This window comes from Allobosea sp. FG18, assembly GCF_057809495.1.
Genome location: NZ_JBMDKB010000018.1, coordinates 83,814 through 104,713 on the forward strand (window position 1 = coordinate 83,814; position 20,900 = coordinate 104,713).

At 63.9% G+C, this 20,900-nt stretch carries 20 protein-coding genes; 8 read left to right on the forward strand and 12 right to left on the reverse strand.

The annotated features are described in order from the left end of the window. The first annotated feature begins 162 nt into the window (after positions 1-162). Together ACODTJ_RS19680 and ACODTJ_RS19685 are read left to right on the forward strand one after the other, a co-directional pair. On the forward strand, positions 163-546 hold the full coding sequence (locus ACODTJ_RS19680) for a hypothetical protein (protein ID WP_488849668.1): 384 nt from the start codon (positions 163-165) through the stop codon (positions 544-546). A gap of 183 nt (positions 547-729) precedes the next feature. Next, positions 730-1,623 carry a hypothetical protein gene (locus ACODTJ_RS19685; protein WP_488849669.1) on the forward strand — a complete coding sequence of 298 codons (894 nt, stop codon included), beginning with the start codon at positions 730-732 and terminating at the stop codon, positions 1,621-1,623. Positions 1,624-1,626: 3 nt separating this feature from the next. On the opposite strand, the gene ACODTJ_RS19690 is transcribed toward ACODTJ_RS19685, so the two are convergent. From ACODTJ_RS19690 to ACODTJ_RS19720, 7 genes are all read right to left on the reverse strand, one after another. Further along, on the reverse strand, positions 1,627-2,031 hold the full coding sequence (locus ACODTJ_RS19690; protein ID WP_488849670.1) for a hypothetical protein: 405 nt from the start codon (positions 2,029-2,031) through the stop codon (positions 1,627-1,629). Between the two features lie 2 nt (positions 2,032-2,033). Further along, positions 2,034-2,693 carry a hypothetical protein gene (locus ACODTJ_RS19695; protein ID WP_488849671.1) on the reverse strand — a complete coding sequence of 220 codons (660 nt, stop codon included), beginning with the start codon at positions 2,691-2,693 and terminating at the stop codon, positions 2,034-2,036. A 160-nt stretch (positions 2,694-2,853) separates the two neighbouring features. Continuing rightward, positions 2,854-3,570: a helix-turn-helix domain-containing protein gene (locus tag ACODTJ_RS19700; protein ID WP_488849672.1), complete on the reverse strand. Its 717-nt coding sequence runs from the start codon at positions 3,568-3,570 to the stop codon at positions 2,854-2,856. Between the two features lie 196 nt (positions 3,571-3,766). Then, positions 3,767-4,072: a hypothetical protein gene (locus tag ACODTJ_RS19705; RefSeq protein ID WP_488849673.1), complete on the reverse strand. Its 306-nt coding sequence runs from the start codon at positions 4,070-4,072 to the stop codon at positions 3,767-3,769. 4 nt (positions 4,073-4,076) lie between these two features. After that, positions 4,077-7,610 (reverse strand): AAA family ATPase, encoded by a 3,534-nt coding sequence (locus ACODTJ_RS19710; RefSeq protein ID WP_488849674.1) that lies wholly within the window; start codon positions 7,608-7,610, stop codon positions 4,077-4,079. Next, a complete protein-coding gene (locus ACODTJ_RS19715) occupies positions 7,607-8,251 on the reverse strand; it encodes a DsbA family protein (protein ID WP_488849675.1) in 645 nt (214 codons plus the stop codon). Before ACODTJ_RS19715 ends, ACODTJ_RS19710 begins: the two co-directional genes overlap by 4 nt. A gap of 240 nt (positions 8,252-8,491) precedes the next feature. After that, a complete protein-coding gene (locus ACODTJ_RS19720; protein ID WP_488849676.1) occupies positions 8,492-9,523 on the reverse strand; it encodes a 2'-deoxycytidine 5'-triphosphate deaminase domain-containing protein in 1,032 nt (343 codons plus the stop codon). Between the two features lie 171 nt (positions 9,524-9,694). Between ACODTJ_RS19720 and ACODTJ_RS19725 the strand changes: the two genes are divergently transcribed. From ACODTJ_RS19725 to ACODTJ_RS19740, 4 genes are all read left to right on the forward strand, one after another. Continuing rightward, positions 9,695-10,522, forward strand: a complete 828-nt coding sequence (locus tag ACODTJ_RS19725) for a DNA-methyltransferase (protein WP_488849677.1) — start codon at positions 9,695-9,697, stop codon at positions 10,520-10,522. A gap of 175 nt (positions 10,523-10,697) precedes the next feature. Continuing rightward, a complete protein-coding gene (locus ACODTJ_RS19730; protein WP_488849678.1) occupies positions 10,698-11,654 on the forward strand; it encodes an ATP-grasp domain-containing protein in 957 nt (318 codons plus the stop codon). An 82-nt stretch (positions 11,655-11,736) separates the two neighbouring features. Then, a complete protein-coding gene (locus tag ACODTJ_RS19735; RefSeq protein ID WP_488849679.1) occupies positions 11,737-12,972 on the forward strand; it encodes an RNA-guided endonuclease InsQ/TnpB family protein in 1,236 nt (411 codons plus the stop codon). 54 nt (positions 12,973-13,026) lie between these two features. Next, positions 13,027-14,253 (forward strand): hypothetical protein, encoded by a 1,227-nt coding sequence (locus ACODTJ_RS19740; protein WP_488849680.1) that lies wholly within the window; start codon positions 13,027-13,029, stop codon positions 14,251-14,253. 77 nt (positions 14,254-14,330) lie between these two features. Here the strand turns inward: ACODTJ_RS19740 and ACODTJ_RS19745 are convergent, their stop codons facing one another. From ACODTJ_RS19745 to ACODTJ_RS19760, 4 genes are all read right to left on the reverse strand, one after another. After that, the gene (locus ACODTJ_RS19745; protein WP_488849681.1) at positions 14,331-15,404 is read right to left on the reverse strand and encodes a hypothetical protein; all 1,074 of its coding nucleotides are present in this window, start codon (positions 15,402-15,404) and stop codon (positions 14,331-14,333) included. Then, positions 15,401-16,432: a hypothetical protein gene (locus tag ACODTJ_RS19750; RefSeq protein WP_488849682.1), complete on the reverse strand. Its 1,032-nt coding sequence runs from the start codon at positions 16,430-16,432 to the stop codon at positions 15,401-15,403. Before ACODTJ_RS19750 ends, ACODTJ_RS19745 begins: the two co-directional genes overlap by 4 nt. Before the next feature lie 4 nt (positions 16,433-16,436). Continuing rightward, positions 16,437-17,033 carry a hypothetical protein gene (locus ACODTJ_RS19755; RefSeq protein ID WP_488849683.1) on the reverse strand — a complete coding sequence of 199 codons (597 nt, stop codon included), beginning with the start codon at positions 17,031-17,033 and terminating at the stop codon, positions 16,437-16,439. 241 nt (positions 17,034-17,274) lie between these two features. Then, complete coding sequence (locus ACODTJ_RS19760) at positions 17,275-17,919, reverse strand: GcrA family cell cycle regulator (RefSeq protein ID WP_488849684.1); 645 nt, start codon at positions 17,917-17,919, stop codon at positions 17,275-17,277. A gap of 192 nt (positions 17,920-18,111) precedes the next feature. Here ACODTJ_RS19760 and ACODTJ_RS19765 point away from each other — a divergent pair, with 192 nt between their 5' ends. Beyond that, positions 18,112-18,759: a hypothetical protein gene (locus tag ACODTJ_RS19765; protein ID WP_488849685.1), complete on the forward strand. Its 648-nt coding sequence runs from the start codon at positions 18,112-18,114 to the stop codon at positions 18,757-18,759. Between the two features lie 7 nt (positions 18,760-18,766). Here the strand turns inward: ACODTJ_RS19765 and ACODTJ_RS19770 are convergent, their stop codons facing one another. Then, the gene (locus tag ACODTJ_RS19770) at positions 18,767-20,275 is read right to left on the reverse strand and encodes a ribonuclease J (protein WP_488849686.1); all 1,509 of its coding nucleotides are present in this window, start codon (positions 20,273-20,275) and stop codon (positions 18,767-18,769) included. Between the two features lie 275 nt (positions 20,276-20,550). Here ACODTJ_RS19770 and ACODTJ_RS19775 point away from each other — a divergent pair, with 275 nt between their 5' ends. After that, positions 20,551-20,898, forward strand: a complete 348-nt coding sequence (locus ACODTJ_RS19775) for a hypothetical protein (RefSeq protein WP_488849687.1) — start codon at positions 20,551-20,553, stop codon at positions 20,896-20,898. Positions 20,899-20,900 lie beyond the last annotated feature (2 nt).

Genomic DNA, 20,900 nt, shown 5'->3' on the forward strand with positions numbered 1-20,900 from the left:
GCCGGTAGCTTCCCATTGAAAGTGAAGAAGCGCAATCAATGGAATTTCGAAGGATTGATAAACAGCGATCCTTGTGAGTCCCAAGGATCAGCCTTACACTGCTCCCGCCGCAGTGCTATGTGGCGAATCCATCCTGATCCATGAGGATCGAAAGGGACGCAGATGAAGACCTTCGAGAAGATTCGGGCTTTGCCCTATCTCGCGCTGGCCGTCGTCACGGTTCACATGATGAGCGCGGCTCCGGCCCTCGCTCAGCAGTCGACCACGATCGGCGATGCGGCGCAGACCTGGACCCGCCAGCTGACCAACGTCGGCAAGTTCCTGGTCGCCGGTTGCTTCCTTGTCGGCATCGGCTTTGCCGGTGTTGGGCTGATGAAGCTCAAGGAAGCCGCCGCCGAGCAGGGCCGTGGCCAGACCAAATATTCGGACGGCCTGTGGCGCATCGCCGTCGGCGCCGGCCTCGCCGCGCTGCCCGCGGTCGTCAACATGACCTCGAACTCCACCGGTCTCGGCGGCGTCTCGATCACGAACGCCTCGGGCTTCTGAGCCCGAGCTGTCTCAAGCGTCCCCGGGAGGTCGGCGATGCAGCATCGTCAAGTTCACGAGCCCGCATTCGTCGCCCTCCTGGCGCTTCTGATCTCGTCCCCGGCCTGGGCACAGGCTGGCGGAACAGCAAATACCCTCGGACAGAGCACTTTCGACGCTCTGCGCGATCTGATCGGCCCGATCATGATCGCGATCTCCTTCACAGCCTTTCTCGCCGGCCTCTATCTGGTCGGGAAGGGCATTCTGAAGCTGAAGGAAGCCGCCAACTCCCGCGACGGGAGCTACGGCGCAGCGGCAACGAGCCTGATCGCAGGGACACTGCTGATCGCTCTGCCTGAGGCGGCCGGTATGGGCATGACCTCACTGCTTGGTGCGAACGGGATTTTCGGATCGGGAGATCTCCGCGCGGCTCGCATCCTCGATGCGACCTCCGATGGTGGCGGCGCTGCGAGCCAGCTGAGCCAACGTATTCTGAGCATGGTCCAGATCAAGGGGGTGGATAACTGCATCACCTCCGCTGACCCGGTCCCTTGCCTTGCCAAGAACGTCGCCAACAACGTCGTTCCTGTCGGCGTTCTGGCCGTCTTCGCCTTTGTCTTCCTGGCCGGCCTGGTCCAGCTCGCCGGCGCGATTGGGGAGCTTGCTCGCCACGAACAGAATCGCGGATCGATTCCCCCAGGCTGGTGGATGAAGGTCTTCACCGCCGTCCTGATGATGAATGGCCCCTTCCTGCTGCGCGCCGCGACCCAGTCGATCACCGGACAGACCGGGGCAATCGGTGGAAGCGGACTGATGGAAGGATCCTCGATCCTGCGCTACTCAAACGTGGGCGGCCTGTTCACGCAATATGAGAGCGTCATAGGCCATATCTTTACGATCCTGACGCTTTTCGGAGCGATCGCCTTCGTGCGTGGGCTGTTCCTCATGAAGTCTGCCGCCGAAGGACGTTCGAATTCGACTCTCGGCCACGGGATCACGTTCCTCGTCGCGGGCGTGCTTCTGGCCAACAGCAAAGTCTCGACCTGCATCATCATGAACACGATGATGGGCAGCGGCTTCGGCTTCTGCAGCGCCTGAACGCTATCTGTCAGGATCCGCGACGGAGACAATCCGTCGCCAAGCGCGTCCGAGCACGCTGATCATCGCGACGGCGTTCGTCAGGTTGTCGACGTCACAGGACACGACGGTTCCCATGGATCGTCCTCTCCAGGGCGCAACCTTGACCTGGAGACTGTTTCCTTCCCAGGACAGCTGCAAATCCAGGGTCGAACGCGAAGGCACCGAGCAGCGGACCGAGACGCCGTCGACCATGACGTAGATTGGGCCTCGATCGCGCACGAGGCCATGCAGCTCCCTGGGGATGTGCTGGACGACGTCCTCCACCGCATCACCAATGGCAGCGCGCTGACGAGCAGCATCCACCGAAGTCCCGAAGACGGCCGCAAAGGCGTCGTCGAGCAGAACCTCAGTGGTCAGCCGTGCCATAGTCAGGCCGCGTTGGTGAAGCTTCGTAGATCGACGACCGAAGCGACATTGGCCGGGTGATCCCCAGTCGCCTCGCACTCCATCTCGTCGATCACATCCAGCCCAGCCTCCTCGATCGCCACTGCAAGCACTGCAGCGGCCGTCGAGCGACGGATCACACCAGTGAAGGGATAGGTCACATCGACGGCCCAGTGGTCGCCGGCAGCATCGCTCTCCACGAGTGAAGGTGTGCCGGCAGTCATGCCCGAGGCGGCCGCGACCTGGTGGAGGACGCCGGCAACGTCGTCCGCCGGCGTTCCGGTCGTCGCCAAGTAGCCAGCGAAGCCCGAGAGCCTGGAGATCACCTCGTATCCAAGCGCGGCCAGTATCGATTCGACCGGCACGCGGCCCGGCCTGGAGAACTCGTTGCCGCAAGGCAACTTCACGATGAGCCTGACAGGCGCCGGCCCGAAGGCGGCTCGCCCGAGCAGGACGAGAGCATCCTCGAGGCCCGCGGCCATTGCTGCCAGAGGCGCGTCGCCGGCAGGACCCACCGGGCCTGTCACATGCCACGCCGTCCGCTCACCCGTCACGAGGGCGAGCCTGAACCGCCCGCGCACTCCGCGAGCCGTCAGAAGGCCGTCCTCATCGAGGACAATGATGGAATCGAAGACGTTGGTCATGGGGTAGGCCGATCGCTAGTCACCAGCGATAGATCGGGCCATTCGCGCGGAGGGTCAATCAGCGCGAGGCCAGAACGGTGGATGAGCCGGATCCCAACGAAAAAGAGCGGGAAGCCTGGCTCCCCGCTCTCGGTCTACGTATTTTGGTGGGAAGGACCGGTCAGGCCTGGAGTTCGACGGCGTCGGAAGCGTCCGACTCAACGCCGGCAGCCGTCGGCGTGACAGTCGAGGTGGCGAATTCCTGGGTGATCTTGTCGACCGCGGCACGCAGGTCGGCATCACCTTCGAGAAGGGTCTTGATCTTGCGGATCGCATGGATGGCGGTGGTGTGATCACGACCTCCGAAGCGACGGCCGATCTCGCCGGTCGACTTTTCGAGGAGGGAGCGCGAGAGGTACATCGCGACCTGGCGCGGCATGATCAGCTTGAGCGCGCGGCTCTCGGAGATGATCTCGGTTCGCGAAACGCCGTAGTGACGTCCGACGATCGACTGGAGAACGGCGACGGTCCGGGGCTGCGGGCCTTCCGGGGCCGGCGGGGGAACGTAGTCCGGCTTCTGGACCTCGGCAAAGACCGAAATGGGGCGCTTGGCGGTGGCGCTGAGATCGACGATCGGAGCCTTGGGAGGCTGGTTCATCCCGCCGCGAACGACAACGCCGACGGAGACCACATCTTCACGCTGCTCGCGCAGGCAATCGGTGATGATGCCGATGTAATTCGTCAGGACGTGATGGGCGAGGAACTTGGTCGATGTCGAAAGGGCGACGATGCCGCCGTTGAACGATTCGAAGGAGAGCTGGCGGAGGAAGTGGGCGTAGATCTGAGCGCCAGCGCGCTGTTCGATCGCCTTCGTGGCCAGGCGCCACGCAACATCCATGGGGACCTGCGTGGCAGCAGGAGTGGAGCACTGAACCGAAGACTGAACCAACATGACGAACCACCAAAACGTTGACCGTGAAAGCACCAAACCATGCCGGTCCTTTGGCGTCAACAGGATCGCGCATTTAATCCTTAACGCCAGAAGGATCGTTGCGGATAAGTCACATCAGTCCTTGGTAGAACGCGATTATTCCTTATCGCGCAAGCGGGGCCGAGGACCTCATCAGCGTGTCGAAGGACACCATCGCCGGCGCGAGATAGCAAAAGCCGATCCCGAGGGCGAAGATTGGCAGTCCAATCAGGAAATAGGCCGCGATCTTGCCCAGAAGCGTCGCATTTTCCAGGCTTGCGGCGGTAGCGCCCGCAATTCCCGATGCGAGCACGCCCGTCACAAGTAGCCCGATCGCCGGAACGCCGAGCACAATCTCCGGCACGGATGCGACCAAAAGCAGGGCGCGATCAAGGAATGATTCGAGCACGCCCATGGATTGAATGTTCATTCCTTCATTCCTTCGCAAATTCGACTGCGCGATCGAGGTCGACGCGAGTCACGCTCGATACGCCCCGTTCTGCCATCGTCACCCCGTAGAGGCGGTTCATTCGCGCCATCGTAAGCGGCCGGTGCGTGACAACGAGGAAGCGTGTTGCGTCGTTCTGCGCCATCTGTTCGATGAGGCGGCAGAGCCGATCCGTGTTAGCGTCATCGAGCGGGGCATCGACCTCATCGAGGACGCAGATTGGTGCCGGGTTCGACAGGAACGCCGCGAAAACCAGCGCCATTGCCGTCAGAGCTTGTTCGCCACCGGAGAGCAACGATAGGACCTGCAGACGCTTGCCAGGAGGAGAAGCGAGGATCTCAAGGCCAGCCGTGAGGATGTCTTCCGAACCAACCAGCTTGAGCTGCGCCTCGCCGCCGCCGAACAGGCGAACGAAGAGCTCGCCGAAATGGCGATCGATCAATTGAAATGCCGCCTGAAGCCGAATCCGCGCTTCGTTGTCGATCTCGGTGATCTGCTCGCGCAGCTTGACGATCGTATCTCGCAGCTCCGAACGCGCGCGCTCCATGTCGCCTAGGCGCTTCTCCTGATCCGCCAGCTCTTGTTCGGCAAGGAAATTCACCGCGCCAAGCGAGTCACGCTCGCGTTCGCGCCGTGCGAACGCCTGCTCCGCCGCCGTCTTCGCCGCCGACATATCCAGCGGCCATTCGGGCCGAGGGGCAATCGTTTCGAGCGCGGCGACCTCGATCTCGAAGCGCTCCTTCACTTGATCAGCGACCACGCGACAGGTGGCCAGGGCCTGCTCGATCGCTGCAAGGTCACGAGCGCGCGCCTCGCGCAGCTGGGCGAGCTGGCCCTCGGAGGCCCTGAGCTCGTTGTCCGCCTGCTCACGAAGCCTCTCTGCCTCGTCCTGTCTGGCAATGGCCTGGTTCAGCTCCTCACGGCGCGCGGCAACATCGGCCCTGGCAGTCTCGACTACCTCGGCGGGGCTTTCAGGACGCTGCGCCGCATCCTCAAGAATGCGTTCGGCTTCCTCGGCGCGCGCAGTCAACTGGGCACGGTTCTCGGTTGCTTCGCCGAGACGCCGGCGCCAATCCGCTTCCTGCGAGATAATGGCGCGGAAGCGCTGCTCGCGGAACGCATGCGCCGCGCGGAGCTTTTCAAATTGCGCCCGCGTAGCTTGCTCCTCGCGCCGGGCGGCATCGAGTTTCCGGCGGGCTTCCTCAAGGCGGCGCGACGCCTCGTCATCAGCGGGGATCTCAGCAACCGCCTGATTGGAGGCGAGGAGCTGCTCCGAGGCCTCTGCGCGCTCCTGGCGCGCGCGTCCGACCTCGCTTTCGATAATCACGACACGGCTCTTGCGCTGCTCGGCGAGCTTGGCACGCACAGCGAGGGTCTCCCGCAAGCGGACCAGCTCGTCGAACAGTTGGCGCGACATTCTCCGCGCCTGATCAGCAAGGGCGCGCGAACGCTCCAGCTGCTCGCTGGCGGCCTTCTTCTCGGCGCGGGCAGCGTCGAGGTCTGACGCAAGCGCATCAGCCTGCGCGCGCAGCTCGCGCAGCCGGTTCGCGCGCTTGAGGCTTTCCGACCCAGCACTGGCTCGCCCACGGCCGCGCAGTCCATCCCACCGCGCGAAGGCTCCACTGGGTGAGACCAGGATCTCTCCTGTGGTCAGCATGTGCGCCCGCGCAAACACGTCGTCGTCGCTCTCGCAAAGCTCGACATGTGCCAGCGCTGTCCGCAGTTCGGCCACACCGCTCGCCCGATCAGCCAGCCCACCTGTGCGATCGCCGGCGACATCCTCCCACCAGGTCTGCTCACTGGGGTCTGTTCCTGCATCAAGGCCGTCGCCAAGTGCCGAGGCAATCGCCATTTCCATGCCGGCAGGAACGGTCAATCGGCCAGACACAGGGTCTTCAGATGGGGAGGTACTGCCTACCGCCTCCAGCCCCTTGATCTCGGCCGCCACCGTCGTCGCCGTGCCGTTCAGGGCGCGCAGGCGCGCATCCGCTTCGGCCTCATGGTCCTTGGCCTGGGCCAGCGCCGCCTCGCAATCGACGAGCGCCGCCTCGGCCTCCCGGGCTGCAAGCTCCGCCGACTCAACGGCCGCAGCAATTGCTGCGTCCTCGGCGTCTTCGGACAGGTCTCCACGCGCGGCCTGGAGCTTCAGCTCCGCTTCCGAAAGCCGACGCTCGACCGCTTCGAGCCGGCGCGCCGCCTCATCACGCTGCCGAATAGCAGCGGCTCGGGTCGCCTGCCGGGTCGCGGCCTCGGCCGCAAGGTCGGATACCTCGGTCTCGACCAAGCGGGCAAAGTCCTGCGCGGCCTCCGTCGCGTTCGAGGCTTGCTCGATCGCTTCCGGTGCCTCCGCGGACTCGACAGCCAATTCTTCGCGCTCGGAGGACAGGACATCAACGGTCCGCGAAGCTTCCGCCATCTGGTCGTCGACGCGCTTGCGATCGACTGCGATCTCCATCACCCGGCGCCGAGCGTCCTGCAGCTCCTGAACGAGGCGCGCAGCTTCGTTCTCGATGCCTTCAAGCCGAGCAGCGGAGCGCGCAAAGGCGGTCTCGGCGAGCGCGCGCGCGTCGCGCGCCGGGCTTACCTTCGACAGAGCATCGTCGCGCCCGCGCTCGCTGGCCCGCACGGCAAGGATAGCCCCCTCGACGCGCTGGTCGGCTTCCGCGTGGTTTGCCCGGGCCTGGGTCTCGGCCCGCTCAGCGTCCATCACGCGGAGATGCATCAGATGGGCTGCAGCATCGCGAACAAGCCCATCGATCTCCCGTCGGCGCTGAACCTGGCGCGCCTGGCGACGGAGGGACGCAACGAGCTCGTTTGATTGTACCAGCGCGTCGTCTGCGCGGGCGAGGTTCGCTTCCGTCTGATTGAGACGCAGATCCGCCTCATGGCGACGTGACGACAAGCCAGAGACGCCGGCAGCCTCTTCGAGAACGATGCGGCGGTCGGAGGGCTTGTCCTGGATCAGCTTGTTGACCCGGCCCTGGCTGACGATCGCCGGCGAAGTCGCGCCGGCGGCGTTGTCCGCGAACAGGATCTGCACGTCCTTCTGGCGCGCTGGCTTTCCATTGACGCGATAGCTCGTGCCCTGGCCACGGTCGATACGGCGGGAAACCTCCAGCCTGTCGGTTTCGTTGAACTCAGGTGTTGCCGTGCGGCCGGTATTGTCGAGGCTCAGCACCACCTCAGCGACGGAACGCGCACTGCGGCGCTCGCTGCCAGCGAAGATGACGTCATCCATGCCATCGCCGCGCATGTTTCGGGCTGAGCGCTCGCCGAGCGCCCAGCGGAGCGCTTCGAGCAAATTGGACTTTCCGCACCCGTTGGGACCAACGACGCCGGTGATGCCTGTTTCGATCGGCAGATCCACGCGGTCGGCGAAGCTTTTGAAGCCGTCGATCCGGAGCCCCTCGAACTTTAGCGGCCGCCGCTGCGTGGGCGACACGCGCGGGGTTTCGGCCGACGGCATAGCCGTCGGTTCCCCTTCCGTTGGAGCTCCCTGGACCGCGAGATCGTCGCTCATTTGCTGGCGCTTGCTGCCCGGGCCTTGTCGATGGCGGCCTGCAGACGAGGCGCCGGCACCGCGCCGCGGAAGAGACCATCACGGCCGGCCCCGACGATCATCGTGAACGGGGTGCCGTTGATCTTGGCGCGATGCGTCAGTTCCAGTGCGGTCGAAATGTGCTCGTCGAGCTCCTGACGCACCATCCCGCTGGCGAGCTCGGACTTCAGAACCATCACCGCCTCCGATCCGAGCACCGTGCCAACGATCCGGTCGACGCTGTCGGTGGACAAGTTGGTCTTCTCGGCCATCAGCGCCTTATCGAAGTCGGCGTAGCGCCCTTCATGCCGCCGCCAGACGAGGGATGCCATCCGCGCTGCATATTCCGAGCTCGGCGAAAGGAAGGGGACGTAGCGACGGATCACCCTGAGGTCCGGATTGTCCGCGATGACCTTGTGCATGTCGGGCTCCATGCGGCGACAGAACACGCAGTTCGCGTCGATCACCTCGATCAGCACGATCTTGCCCGACTTCGAACCGAGGACCGGGGTCCATTTGCCGGGATCCGAAAGCTCGCTCGCCAGCTTGAGCACGACATCGTCGGCCTGCTTGGCCTCCGCATCTTTCTGCCGCTCGACGTAGCTGTTGATCGCCTTGAGCACGATCTCCGGGTTGTTCTCGATCCAGCGCGTCATCGCCTTGTCGAACTCGGGCCCTTCGAAGGGGCCGGCGTGGGCCGCGGGTGAAAGCGCCAACGTACCCAGAACGGTTGCGGCCATCAGACCAAGAAGCGACGCGCGCATGTGAACTCCTGAACTTCGCTCCCGTCGAGATGACGGCAGAGCTTTGAATGGGACAATGAGAGGAGACGCCGGGGCAACGGACCCGGGCGTGCCTGGGCGTCAGGCGAAGTGCTTCGAAAGCTTCAGCCCCTGGCCTTGATAGTTGGAGCCGAGATCCTGCCCGTAAAGCCGATCCGGACGCTGTGCCATGGGCTCATAGACGAGCGTCGCAACGCGTTGTCCATGCTCGACCAAGAAGGGCACATCGTGCGATCGAACTTCGAGAACCACCCGAGATCCGGCGCCGCCGGCGTCGGCGAGGCCAAATCCGCAGTCGAGATAGCCGGCGTAGTGCGACCTCAGTTCGCCAACGGCTGGATCATAGGCAACCATCTCAGCTGCCTCATCCGCCCCAACCACAACTGCCTCGGCAGACATGAGGATGTAGAACTCGTCCGGATCGAGAACGAGCTCCCGCCGTCCAGCGATCGCGGTGATCGGCTCCCAGAATTCGGAGATCGAATGCCCGCCGATTTTCGCGAGATCGACCAGACCCGCATGACGGCGCGCGCGATAGCCGATGATGCCACCAGCCTTGTCGGCAGGCTCAAGATCAATCGTCACAGGGACAATCCGGACCGGCGCGAAAGGGGATGCACCGGCCTCCCGGAAGCGAATCTGCGCAAGGCGAGCACCGGCCTGGGCGAGGACGGCGAAAGACCGAGGTACCACCTCTGCATAGAGTGGGCCGCAGTAGGCCTCAGGCACATCGTCGAAGGTTTCGCCATTGTCGGTGATGACGCGCACGAAGATATCAAGGCGCCCTGAGGAGCTCTTGGGATTGGCGCGAGCGCTCACACCCTTTGGCAGAGCCAACCGCTCCATCAGTGGAATGATGTGAACGCAGTTGCGCTCCAGCACCGTCGGCTTCGTCAGATCGACCTCGTGGGTGGCGAGGCGCGCGACGCGATCCGCAACGGTATTACCAGGGCCCGGAAGGAAGCTCGCCGGCAGCCGGTAGGCCCGGGTACCGAGCCTCAAATCAAGGCTTGCGGGCTGGATCTGGTCGTGGTCCAGCGGCAAGTCCAAGGAGATCACCCCCTCGGCAATCGCTGACGAAATTCTCTGCGAAGCCCAAATCGCGGCCGACATCTCGTACTCCTAGCGGGCGGGATGCCTGTGCAAATCTCCGCGCTTGTTGGAACGACGATGGAGGCCATCCACGGGCAAATCAAGGATAGAGAATTCAATCCTTGATACTATCCACCGAACTGCCACCGATAGCAGAACCCTCCTGCGGCCCGTCGCGTGGATTCAAGAACCGTGGAACACCTCATTCAGCAGCCGGATGTCCGCATCCTTCCCCCACCGACCAACTTCAGGCCGGTTGCGCCGTCCGATGTCTCGATCATTTATGGCGACTGCCGCACCGCTCTTGCCGGCGTGGAGCCCGGGTCCGTCGATCTGGTCATTGCCGATCCGCCCTACGGCATCACCAAGCTCGAATGGGACCGCGACGTCAAAGGCTGGATCAAGGCAATCATCCCCCTGATGTCGCCGACGGCGTCGCTCTGGTGTTTCGGCTCCCTCAAGTTCTTCATGCTGCGCGGCAGCGAATTCAAAGGCCTCACCCTCATGCAGGAGGTCGTTTGGGAGAAGCACAACGGTTCCGGGCCACCTCAGCCCGGTCGCTTCAATCGCGTCCACGAACTCGTTGTCCAGTTCCGTCTTGACGGCACGCCGGCCGAGAAGGTGACCGCCAACAATCCGCTGACTTTCGATGCGGTCGCCCGGAAGGTGAAGCGCAAGAAGGGCCCCACCCACATGGGGGAGTTCAAGGAATCGACCTACGAGAGCGTCGATGGAGGTCCGCGGCGCGCCCGCAGCGTTCTGCAGTTCCGCTCAATGCACAACATGGCCAAGCATCCGACGCAGAAGCCGGACGATCTCGTGCGCATGCTGATCGAGACCTCCTCGAACCCAGGCGACCTCGTGCTGGACCCGTTCGGCGGTTCGGGCACAACGGCTGTTACCGCCCTGAAGGCGGGGAGGAGGGCCATCACGGCTGAGAAGCTCCCCGAATTCGTCGAGCTCATCCGTTCGCGCGTCGAACACGAGGCGCTTTCCCAACCGGAGTTCGTCTTCGGTTGAGCCGGGCTCAGGTCGTATTTCGCGCGCTATTCGAGGATCTGACCTTTGTTGGGCGCTGCCCTGAAGGAGCGAGCGCCGCTGTTCGCGCGCGGCACGAGGACCTCCTCGCCAGATGGGCAACAGCGCTCGACGTCCCGGCCTGTGAGCTTCAGACCATCGCAGACCCGGAGGACTGGTGGAAAACGCCGTGGTGCTGCTGGCGGCGCTCGACGCCGGGCTCAGTGTGCACATCCTGACGCCAAACCGTCTCCATGACCCGCTTCAAGTGGTCAGGAGCTTCGGACCTGAAGCCTTCGACCCCGACGCCCCTACCATTTTCCTCGGCGCGCCCCTGAAGCACGACAGCATCTTTCCGAATCCACTTCTTGAACAAGCGCCGGCGCTGAACATTATCTGGCCACGAAACGGCAAGCTCGGCGGCGGTGAACGATATTGGGCAAGCGCCGTACTTCGGTCCGCCTTGAACCGCCAAAATCAGATTTCGACAGGCGATGCTGATGGCCCGGACGGTTATACCGGCGCCACGAGGCGTGTTCAGGCCGGCACCGAACGCCCGTTGATCGCCAAGATTATCTTCCAGGCGAAGTACATGCCCCCGACCCGTCTTCCGCTCCCTGAAGGCAGGGAGGTGTCGGATGACGAGATCCGCAGCGCATACATCAGTGCATTCGAATATTGCATGCTCGACTGCGAAGCCCGGCGCGAGGCCTTCCTGATCCAGGAGGAGCTTCCTCTCATCCACGAGTACCGCGTCATGATCGTCGACGGCGAGCCGGTCGCCGGCGCCGGCACGGTGGAGTGGCTCAGCCCCTGTTGGCATGACCCCGCGGACGGTCCGTTCGACCCGCAGCTCGAACACCGACGCGGAGATCGGAACCTGGTGCGAGATCTCGATCTCGTTGCCCGGTATGTCGCGACGGCGCAACGGCTCTGCCGCGAGCTCGGCGCAGAGGAAGGCGGCGAGCGCTTCCGCAACTGCACCATGGATTTTGCGGTGAACGCTGACGACGGCAGTATCTGCCTGATCGAGACCAACCCGCTGGACCGCGTCGGCCTCTATGCGATGGACTATGCGCCGGTGCTCAAAGCCGTTGTCAGGTCGGTCGGAACGCAGCCGCTTCTGACCACATGATCGCCTTACCCGGTCCTTCAGGGCCGGGTAAGGCGATCCGCTGAGCTTGCCCAACCAAGGAATCGAACGTAGTTTCTTTCCCATGCTGCGCCAGCAGGCCTATCGCTTCCGAATTTATCCAAGCCCGGATCAGGCGGGCCTTTTCCGACGGACGGTCGGATGCTGCCGGCTGGTCTACAACCTGTGCCTGGACCAAAAGACCCTGGAGTCTCATCGCAGCGCGCCGCGGCGGTTGAGTTACGCGGATCAGTGCGATGGACTGACCGAGCTGAAGCGAGAGGCAGAGTGGCTGAGGGATGTACCTCATCACCCGTTGCAGCAGGCGATCCGGGATCTCCATCGCGCCTTCACGAACTTCTTTGAGGGACGGGCCCGCTACCCAACCTTCAGGCGCAAAGGCGAAAACGAGTCCTTCCGCTATCCCGATCCGAAACAAATCAAGCTCGAAGAGCGGCGTATCTTCCTGCCAAAGGCCGGCTGGGTGGAACTCGTTCAGCACCGCCGGGTCGAGGGAGCGATCAAGAACGTCACGGTTTCGATGGTCGCCGGCGACTGGTTCGTCTCGATCCAGGTGGAGCAGGAGATACAAGAGGCCGCCCCAAACCTTGGCCCGGCCATAGGCATCGATCTGGGGGTGGATCAGCCGATCACGCTCTCGAACGGGACTGTCTTCCAGCTGCCGCGCGTCTCGCCGCACGAGCGCCGGCGGCTCGCAGCAGCTCAGAAGAGTGTCGCCCGCCGGCGGAAGGGCTCCAGGAACCGCGCCAAGGCGCTGAGGCGCGTCGCGCGCCTGCAGGCGAGGTTCGCCAGACGAAGGAGGGATGCAGCTCACAAGGCCACGACGATCATCGCCAAGAACCACGGCACGATCGTCATGGAGGACCTGAAGGTTAGGAACATGACGGCTTCCGCGCGAGGCACGGCCGATGGTCCTGGATCGAAGGTCCGTCAGAAGGCCGGGCTGAACCGGTCCCTCCTCGATATCGCGCCGGGCATGATCCGCTCGATGCTCGCCTACAAGGCGCCCTGGTACGGATCGGCGCTGATCGCCGTCGATCCGGCCTACACATCGCAGGAGTGTTCTTCCTGCCGCACGGTCGATGCGAAAAGCCGCATCAGCCGCTCGCAGTTCGTCTGCACGAATTGCGGTCTCATCGAGAATGCCGACGTCAACGCAGCCAAGTCCATCCTGGCGCGCGGGCTCGGCTCAACCGGAGGACATCCGGGGATGGCCTGTGAATCGAGCCGCGCTGGCGGCCGGAAACAGGAAATCATGCCTGCGAAGGCGAGAAGCTCGGTCCTTCAGGGCCGAGATTAGTCACTTTCAGACGCTGATGGAATGGTTGGTGAAATCCTTCTGGGGAATTCACCTATGGACCTGAAGACCGACCTCACGGAACGCAATCGCGAAGCCCGCGGTGAAATCGAAGCGGGGCATCACGATCAGATCTCGCCGGATGGGCTGCTGCGGCGCTCGGTCGCGCGCATCGTTTCAACGATCTCACCGACCGCCGCGACGCTGGTGAAGTTCCATGGCGGCCCCGGCACCGATGGCGCCCTGCAGCAGCGCGCGGCCCTCATTACCGAGCGCCTGGTGAATTCGGCCTCCACAGCGATCGCCGACGCCGCGCTGGCGTCGCCTGTCCCCGTTCCGCCGAAGTCCCTGATCGAGGCCCTGGCCAAGGAACCGATCGCCGCGACCTCCGACCGCAGCATCGCCGGCCTCGTCCGGCATATCGACAGCCAGGCTTCGCGCGCCGCGCGCGCCGCCGTGGCAGGGATGATTGCCTCGATCCGCGCGCGCCGGGAAAAGCTCGCGCCGCTGGCCAAGTTCGTCACCAACGGGGCCAAGGTGATCACGTTCGGCGGTCCTCGAGGCTCTGCGCCCGCTCAGATGTCTCTCGTTCGCGGCCTCGTCGCTTTGGGCGTGATCAGCAGCTTCAGCGTCACGCTCATCCCCAACGAGGTTGTCGCCGGAGAAAGGTCCCGCCGCATGCTGGCGATCATCGGTGGCATGGCAGCCGGCGCCGCCGCTCCGCAGGTCTACCAGCGGCTTCGGAACAACAATGGCTATGGGATGCAGCCGAACTACCAGAATCAGGGGTACGGCGGCTTTCAGCCGAACTACCGCAGCCCTGGCTACGGGTATCAGGATTATCGCCCAGCTCCGGTCTATGACCATCCGCGCCGCGACTACCGCGAGCGTCGCCCGTACTACCAGCCCAACTCCTACGCCGCTCGCCCCATCCCCATGTCGGACGAGATGACGATCGCCGCCAAGGCGGTCATCGCGGCCGAGGTGAACAGCATCGCTCAAGCCGACGCGATGATCGACCAAGCTATCCGCCAGGGCATGAGCTGCATGAGCCAGCTGGGCTATGGCGGAAACTGCGTCGTGCGCACCGGCAGCGTGACCATGGACTTCGCTCGCGGCCGCTTCGTTGCCGCCCCTCTCGGACGCGTCGTCGCGCGCGAGGAGAATGGGATCTACAGCGCCGACGACATGGTGATGCGGCAGGTCTGGAACCGCGCCAAGGCGCTCAAGGCCCAGGAAGACAGCTACCGCTATGGCGCCGGCGGGTACGGCCCGCGCTTCTGATCCGCAACCACCTGCGCTCGTAAGGGCCGGTACACCCCAATTTGAGATCGGGGCGTACCGGCCCTTCTGTTTTCTGGTCAGGCCGAAAGGGTCGCGAGCGGATCGCTGGCAAGATCCGGGACCAGGTTCAGATCCAGCGCGCGCGCGATCCGCTCGGCGACGACGATCGCGAATTCCTGTGAGCTGGCGCCGCGCGGCCAATCCTGGTCGCCGAATTGAGCGTAGGCGGCTCGATAAGCCTCGAAGCAGGCAGCAGCCCGGACCACGGCTTCGGCCGCCGGCGATAGGCTATCGACCTCCTGGCACGCTCTTTTCAGCTCGGTATACGCGATCAGGAGCTCGAAGGGGGTTTTGCCCAGCTCGCTCGGGGCGATAGCGTATTCGATATCGACCATCGCCCGATGGATACTGGCCGCGACTGGATCGTCAAGGGCACTCTCGTCATGGATGGTGACGCTGCCTTCCCCCAGCCGAACGTCTGTGTTCGGCCAAAATGTGTGAGCGGGGAACCGATCCTTGCTCTCAAGCAGGCTTTCCGCGAAGGCGACGGCTGTTTCCGGCTGATCCCCGCGGAAATATCCGAAACTGGGGCTGTCGCGATCCGGCATCGCAAGCTCGACCGAACCGATGGCATTGGACAGGATGTTCGAGCGCGGATTCAAGCACCAGACTGGCGCCGGCGCGCGCATATGCACGACGCCCCCAATCACGAGGACCGCGTCCATCATCTCGCGAACCGCCCCCGCAATCTCATGCTCGCGGTTCGATTCTAAGACAGTCGCTCCCGGTGGGACTCCCGCGTCGAGAAAGGTGATCAGGCGCCCGGTTCTCCCCTTCAGCGGGTAGTCGATCCAGGATCCGCGCGCTTGCCGGTTGTCGGCCCTTTCCTTCGCGAGCTGGAACTCGCTGGCCCGGATCGGCTGGTCGTCTCCATCGAACATTGGCCGGTAAAGCCGGCCATCGACAACGCGCCAGTCGCAATCATGGGGCGGCAGCGTCCGGCCCCGCATGCTGATAGCAACGGGCGCATCGTCAATCGTGCGGATCGCGATTGGCACGACTTCGCGGTACTCAACGTCCTGCTGGTCGCGCTTCCGAGGGAGTTTCACCCGAGCGGAATAGGGTACATCGAAGTTGAGGATTGTGGTCATATCTGCAGCATATCGAGGTCGTTAGGAGGTTCGGGCGCGAGCACCTGAACGATTTGGGCGGCCCGGCGCGCGGCAAAGCCAGCATGAGCTGCCATTGTGCGATCCATGCGACGCTGAATGATGGTCGGGTCAGCTGGCGGCATGAAGGCCTCCATGCGATCGAGCACATGCGCGAGGAAAAGCGCCTTATCGTTGCTGTTGGGCTCCTGACCGAGCCGGCGGATTTCAGCCCAACCGCTGATGACCTCGAAGGGCAGTTTCTCGAAACCTGGCAAGTCGGCCAACATCACGTCCCCGACGAGCCCGCGGCACACGGACTCCTGGAAATCCGAAACCTCATCGAAGGCGAGGCATCGATCAGAGAAAATCTCGACCTTCCCGACTTGGCTCATCCGATCGCCACGCAGGTATTTTCCCGCAAGCTCCTCGGCTGCTTCCATATTGCTGAGGCGAAACGCGTAGGTATGAGACGACCTCTCAGCGCACGCAGGGGCGGTCGAAGGCCAGACGCCTGGAACCCGAAAATCGACGGTGACCACCGGCTCTCGCGCAAGCCGCCAGGGCATGCCGTCGAGCAGCACCAGGTTCTCCGCCTGAAGCTTCGCGCGGGCAACCGCTTCACCCTCCGTGCTGCTGATTACGCGCGCCGATTTCAGCTGGAGGTAGTCGATCGCGGAATAGTTCGATTCTGGCCAGTACTGGACATGGCAGCCCCGGTACGACGCCTCCTCGAAGGGATTGCTTGAGAAGGTGACACCCTGCGGGCCGACGAGCTCAAGAAAACGCTCGAAATCGACGTGCTCGCCGTTCTCGCCAACGACGCGCTCAAAGAGCCGGTCCCCGACCTCGCGATATTCGATCACCGTATCCATGATCGTCTCGATCCGAATGGCCAAGGGCGCTTCGCTAAGCGACATCTCCTCGACCTTGACCGGCATGCCGCGGCGGACGCGCACAGTACGCTCTGCGCGGCCCTTGGGAGGCACATGCGTGACCTCGTAACCAATCTGCGGCCAGAAGACCTTCATCGGCTCAGCGCGGCCTGGGAGACGGTGCAGGCTGCTCGCCGATCACGACCGACCAGCCGCGCATCGCGACCTCGTCGCCTGCGATGTACGTTCCGGCCGAAACGGAGTGGATCGAGAACTCCCCCTTGATGCTCTTGGCGAGGCTCCCGCACACATCGTCGCTGTCCAGCGAGAGCGGGCCGACGAACAACCCCTTCGACCCGTCGGCCATCGTGACGAACCACGCGGCGACCTCGCTCAGCAGATCAGGATCGGCCTCGAAGTCCGCCGCCGAAATGACCTTGCCCGGAGGAGCGGTGCCCTCGATCGCGCCGGTCGCGAAGACCGTGCCGTCGAAGCTCATCGCCTGGTCGTGCTTGCCCATCGGGCTTTTTGCCAGAGAGACGCCGCCCAGGAGGACGTGTTCGATGGAGGTGTAGCGGGAGCCTGTTAGAAAGCGGTTCTCGATATCGAGCCAAGCCTCGTCTTCGAGGTTGTGAGCGCCCACGCCGATCTTGTTCGGCAGGCCTTCCCCCCGGAGGAGGACCACACCCACGCGCCGCGCGCGGACCGTGCCCGCAGCCTCCAGGGTTTCACCAACACCATCGACATTGAGTCGCATCAGACGCTCCCACTTCCGGTGAGTGCTTATCTAGCCCGCGGCGACGAAAGCCAAAATCGGGTGGGCGCATCGTCGCGCCGTGCCGTCCGACCCTGAAATATCGGGCTTCCTTGGCTCGTTCAGGTGAAGGCGTCTTCGAGAAGGTCGAGGAGCGCGGCAGTTTCGCCGCCGCGCATCTGCAGTGATTAGAGCGTAGGGGCGCGGTTTGGCGGGTTTCCGACCCGACGCCCTCCCCTGGCAATCAGGCGGAGAGCCGGTCGTCGTCGGCGCGCTCACGCTGCATGGCGACCGGACGCTGGCTGCCGGGCTTGTAGGCGAGGCGGCGGTGGCCTTCGCAGTACGAGCCGGTGTTCTCGTGGAGCATGTTGCAGAAGCGGAAGGTGGGGCTCATTGGATCGCCGACAGGCCACTTGCAGGGCTTGCCATCGGCGGAGCGACCGGAGAGTGAGTTGATGGCTTCGGCGCCGAACCACTCGGTGTCCGGCATCACGATCTTGACGGGCGGCAGTTCGGCCCGCGCGATGACCGGGCGCGGCGGAGGAGCAGGAAGCGCGACGGTCGTTCCGTCGGAGGCTTTTGACGCCTTCTGGTAGAGGACGTTGATCGAAGCCGGCCTTGCTGCCCTTTCCGCCTTCTCGCGCTTCGGCCGCACAGGCTTCGGCTGGCCGGCGGTCGCCGCGCGCTCCTCTTTCGTTTTGACCGTGCTGGGGATACGGGCGCCGCCCTTGTAGGCCAGATTGAGCCGATTGACCTTGCCGATGATGGAATTCTTGGTGAGTGACGATCCGTGCCGCAGATTGAGGATCTCGGCGCAGGCCGTTGTGGACTTGCGATCGGTGACCCACAGCGTGTGTAGATCGTCGATCATCGCTTGCGTCCAGCTCATAAACCCGCTCCTGACTGATACCGACCGCGCCCGCGGCCATGGAATGACGATTCAGTCCTACGAACGGTCCTTGAAAGTGTCGAGCGCGAATCATCAATCCATGCAGACTTCCGTGGATAGCCATCGACACTCCTTGATCGGAAGAAGGATTGGCCCTTTTATCCAATGATGACACCAGCGCGAGGTATCTCAGTGACCGCCATAAAGCCCGACTTCATCACCTTCACCGGCGCCGACGATGGCACCAGGACGGAGGAGCTCCTGGCCTTCGCTGATCGTCATCCGAAGACGGAATTCGGCATCCTCCTCTCTGCCTCCCGCGCTGGCTCGTCGCGCTACCCTACGCTTTCCTGGATCCGCGATGTCCCGAGGAGCCTTCACCTCGCCGCTCACGTCTGCGGCAGCTGGGCCGCGGCCTTGGCGGAGCGGGGTGAACAGGCCGAGGTCGAGGCGCTCATCGGTGGGTTCCAGCGGGTTCAGGTCAACGTTGGCCGCACCCCTCAGGATCTAGGTCCTCTCGCCAGCTTCGCTTCGAGGCTCGGGGTCGATGTCATCCTGCAGAGCAGGGACGGAAGAGCGTTCCCTACCGAGAACAGGATTTCATGGCTCTTCGACGCTTCCGGCGGCGCCGGCATCGTGCCGACCTCGTGGCCGCGTCATCATGAGAAGCGGCTGGTCGGCTATGCCGGCGGTCTCGGCCCGTCGAATGCTGCCCAGGTCGTCGCCGGCCTCGACGCGACCGGCCCGTACTGGATCGACATGGAGAGCCGTGTGCGCAACACCGACGATGCCTTCGATCTCAGCCTCTGCGACCAGGTTTCTCGGGCCGTCGGGCTCTAGGGCCATATTAGGCGGTCGCGCGGAGGCCTTGCTCGCTGCGCGACCGCTCAGGGGCGGGAGGCCTCCTGGTCGTCATGCTGCGACGGCGCTCGTTGGCTTCCCGCTTCAGCTCCGGCGCCTCGCCTTGCGGCCACGCCACCAGCTTCTCGGTGCCCAACGCGGAGCCCACGCCCTTCAGGTAGGCAACGAGGTCCACCGACATCGTGCCGATGCGCTCGATGCCCGCCTCCGAAACGCGGAATGCTTCTCCCTCTCGCGGGGACTGTGCGTCGCGCACCGAAGGAGCCGAGCGGGCGAGATCGAGGTGAGCCTCGATGAGATCCTCATTTCCGTGAACGGGCATGGCAAAGCGCGGGCGAATTGCCCGATAGAGGTCCATCAACTCATCGCGATGCCCATGGCCGGACGCGTGGATCGGCAGCCCGCTGTTGGCATCCAGGACGTTCACACCCTTGGCGCGGAGCGTATCCAGCATCATTCGGACGGTCGCCTCGTTGCCGGGGATCGCACGGGCAGAGTGGACCACGGTGTCGCCCGCCTCGATGCGGAACGGACCGGAATTGGAGAACGCTCCAAGCTCCAGTTCAGTCGTCAGCCGCCGAAGAGCGGAACGCTCCTCCGCCTGCGTGCCCGTGCAAACCACGGCCATCTTGCGCTTCGGCATCCCGTGATGGAGGCGGCGAGCGTCGATCAGGGGAGGGGTATTAGGCTGCAGGACGCCGGTGGCGCAGGCCGTCTCGAAATTGCGCTGAATCGAGAAACCCGAGGAAGCGAGAGAGCGTCCGCTGCGACGGGCCGCGCCGCGAATGCCTTCGATGCGGGCGACGTTCGAGGCGAAGGTGGAAACGTAAACCCTGCCGGTGGCGGAGCGCATGACATCGGTCAGGCCATCCATCACCTCGCCCTCCGAGCGCGAGCGGCCGGCACGGTGGGCGTTGGTGCTGTCGGCCAAGAAGGCCAGCACACCGGCGCGCCCGACACGTTCCAGGCTGCCGAAGTCAGTCGGGGCGCCGATGACGGGCCGGCTGTCGACCTTCACGTCGCTCGCGTGGATAATGCGTCCGGCCTTGCAAGCGAGCAGGATCGCCATGGTCTGCGGCGCAGAGTGCGTCACCCGGATCGGAGTGATGTCGAATTGCCCGATCCGGGTGGTGCGCTTCGGATGAAGCTCCCGCATCGGGTGCGATCGACCGTATTCGCGAAGTCGGTTCTGCACCGTGTCGATGGTGTACTTCGTCCCCCAGATCGGCACACGAGAGAGCCGAGGCCAGGCCTCACTGAAGGCCAGGAGAGGTGCGATACCGCCTACGTGATCCTCGTGGGCATGAGTGAGGATGATGGCGTCCAGGCGATTAATGATGTCGCCGAAGCTGCGGGGGTCGGGGAAGATTGACTCGACCCGGGCCTCATGGCGCTCCGCGAATTCAGCGGCGAAATCGTCATCCGCACCGGGAAAGGTCGCACCCAGGTCGATCAGAACCCATCGACCCTTGGTGCCGACGGCGTAACAGTTCATTCCGACGCGGTTCGTTCCGCCCAGCGGAAGAATCGTGATCGCGCTATCGGAGGGGATAGGCGCCCGCTCCAGGATGGGGAGCGCCTGTGAAATTGGATTGGAAGTCAAACGGACCTACTGTCTGTCGTTACGATTCGAGAAAATGGCCTCTATTCCTTCACATCATGAAGGATTGATCCGAAAGTTAGAAGGATCGCTCGAAGGCTTCGGTGGATGAGGGGGGCTTTGTGAGTTGCGTCCGAGAGCGCCACTGTGCCTGGAAGGAGAGTGGATCAATGACCGAAAAGCCCCAGAGCACTGCAGCAGCCGCGTTGGCGGCATTCTTCAAGGACAGCGAGGCTGTTCTGGATTTCGTCAACTCGGAATGCGTCGGGGAGTTTCCCTGGGCGATCGCTCAAGGCGGCGATCAGCTGGTCATTAGCGATGCGGACCGCTCGACGTTCGTCCTTATCCGCCCGGAAGCAGGCGGTTTCAAGGCGGAGCGCTTCCATGATCCGCTATGCATGGTGGACGCAGACATGGTGCCTGACCTGGTCGTCGTCGAGCGTGCGGATTCGATCGAGGAGGCCTTCGCTGCGGCCAAGGCTGAGCTCGGGCTGTCGCCGGCGGCGCTGAAGGCCTGACC

Bases quoted from the DNA above. Each gene is read 5' to 3' on its own strand.
- ACODTJ_RS19680 (WP_488849668.1), top strand. From the start codon at position 163: ATGAAGACCTTCGAGAAGATTCGGGCTTTGCCCTATCTCGCGCTGGCC.
- ACODTJ_RS19685 (WP_488849669.1), top strand. From the start codon at position 730: ATGATCGCGATCTCCTTCACAGCCTTTCTCGCCGGCCTCTATCTGGTC.
- ACODTJ_RS19690 (WP_488849670.1), bottom strand. From the start codon at position 2,031: ATGGCACGGCTGACCACTGAGGTTCTGCTCGACGACGCCTTTGCGGCC.
- ACODTJ_RS19695 (WP_488849671.1), bottom strand. From the start codon at position 2,693: ATGACCAACGTCTTCGATTCCATCATTGTCCTCGATGAGGACGGCCTT.
- ACODTJ_RS19700 (WP_488849672.1), bottom strand. From the start codon at position 3,570: ATGGATGTTGCGTGGCGCCTGGCCACGAAGGCGATCGAACAGCGCGCT.
- ACODTJ_RS19705 (WP_488849673.1), bottom strand. From the start codon at position 4,072: ATGAACATTCAATCCATGGGCGTGCTCGAATCATTCCTTGATCGCGCC.
- ACODTJ_RS19710 (WP_488849674.1), bottom strand. From the start codon at position 7,610: ATGAGCGACGATCTCGCGGTCCAGGGAGCTCCAACGGAAGGGGAACCG.
- ACODTJ_RS19720 (WP_488849676.1), bottom strand. From the start codon at position 9,523: ATGTCGGCCGCGATTTGGGCTTCGCAGAGAATTTCGTCAGCGATTGCC.
- ACODTJ_RS19735 (WP_488849679.1), top strand. From the start codon at position 11,737: ATGCTGCGCCAGCAGGCCTATCGCTTCCGAATTTATCCAAGCCCGGAT.
- ACODTJ_RS19740 (WP_488849680.1), top strand. From the start codon at position 13,027: ATGGACCTGAAGACCGACCTCACGGAACGCAATCGCGAAGCCCGCGGT.
- ACODTJ_RS19745 (WP_488849681.1), bottom strand. From the start codon at position 15,404: ATGACCACAATCCTCAACTTCGATGTACCCTATTCCGCTCGGGTGAAA.
- ACODTJ_RS19750 (WP_488849682.1), bottom strand. From the start codon at position 16,432: ATGAAGGTCTTCTGGCCGCAGATTGGTTACGAGGTCACGCATGTGCCT.
- ACODTJ_RS19755 (WP_488849683.1), bottom strand. From the start codon at position 17,033: ATGCGACTCAATGTCGATGGTGTTGGTGAAACCCTGGAGGCTGCGGGC.
- ACODTJ_RS19760 (WP_488849684.1), bottom strand. From the start codon at position 17,919: ATGAGCTGGACGCAAGCGATGATCGACGATCTACACACGCTGTGGGTC.
- ACODTJ_RS19770 (WP_488849686.1), bottom strand. From the start codon at position 20,275: ATGAACTGTTACGCCGTCGGCACCAAGGGTCGATGGGTTCTGATCGAC.
- ACODTJ_RS19775 (WP_488849687.1), top strand. From the start codon at position 20,551: ATGACCGAAAAGCCCCAGAGCACTGCAGCAGCCGCGTTGGCGGCATTC.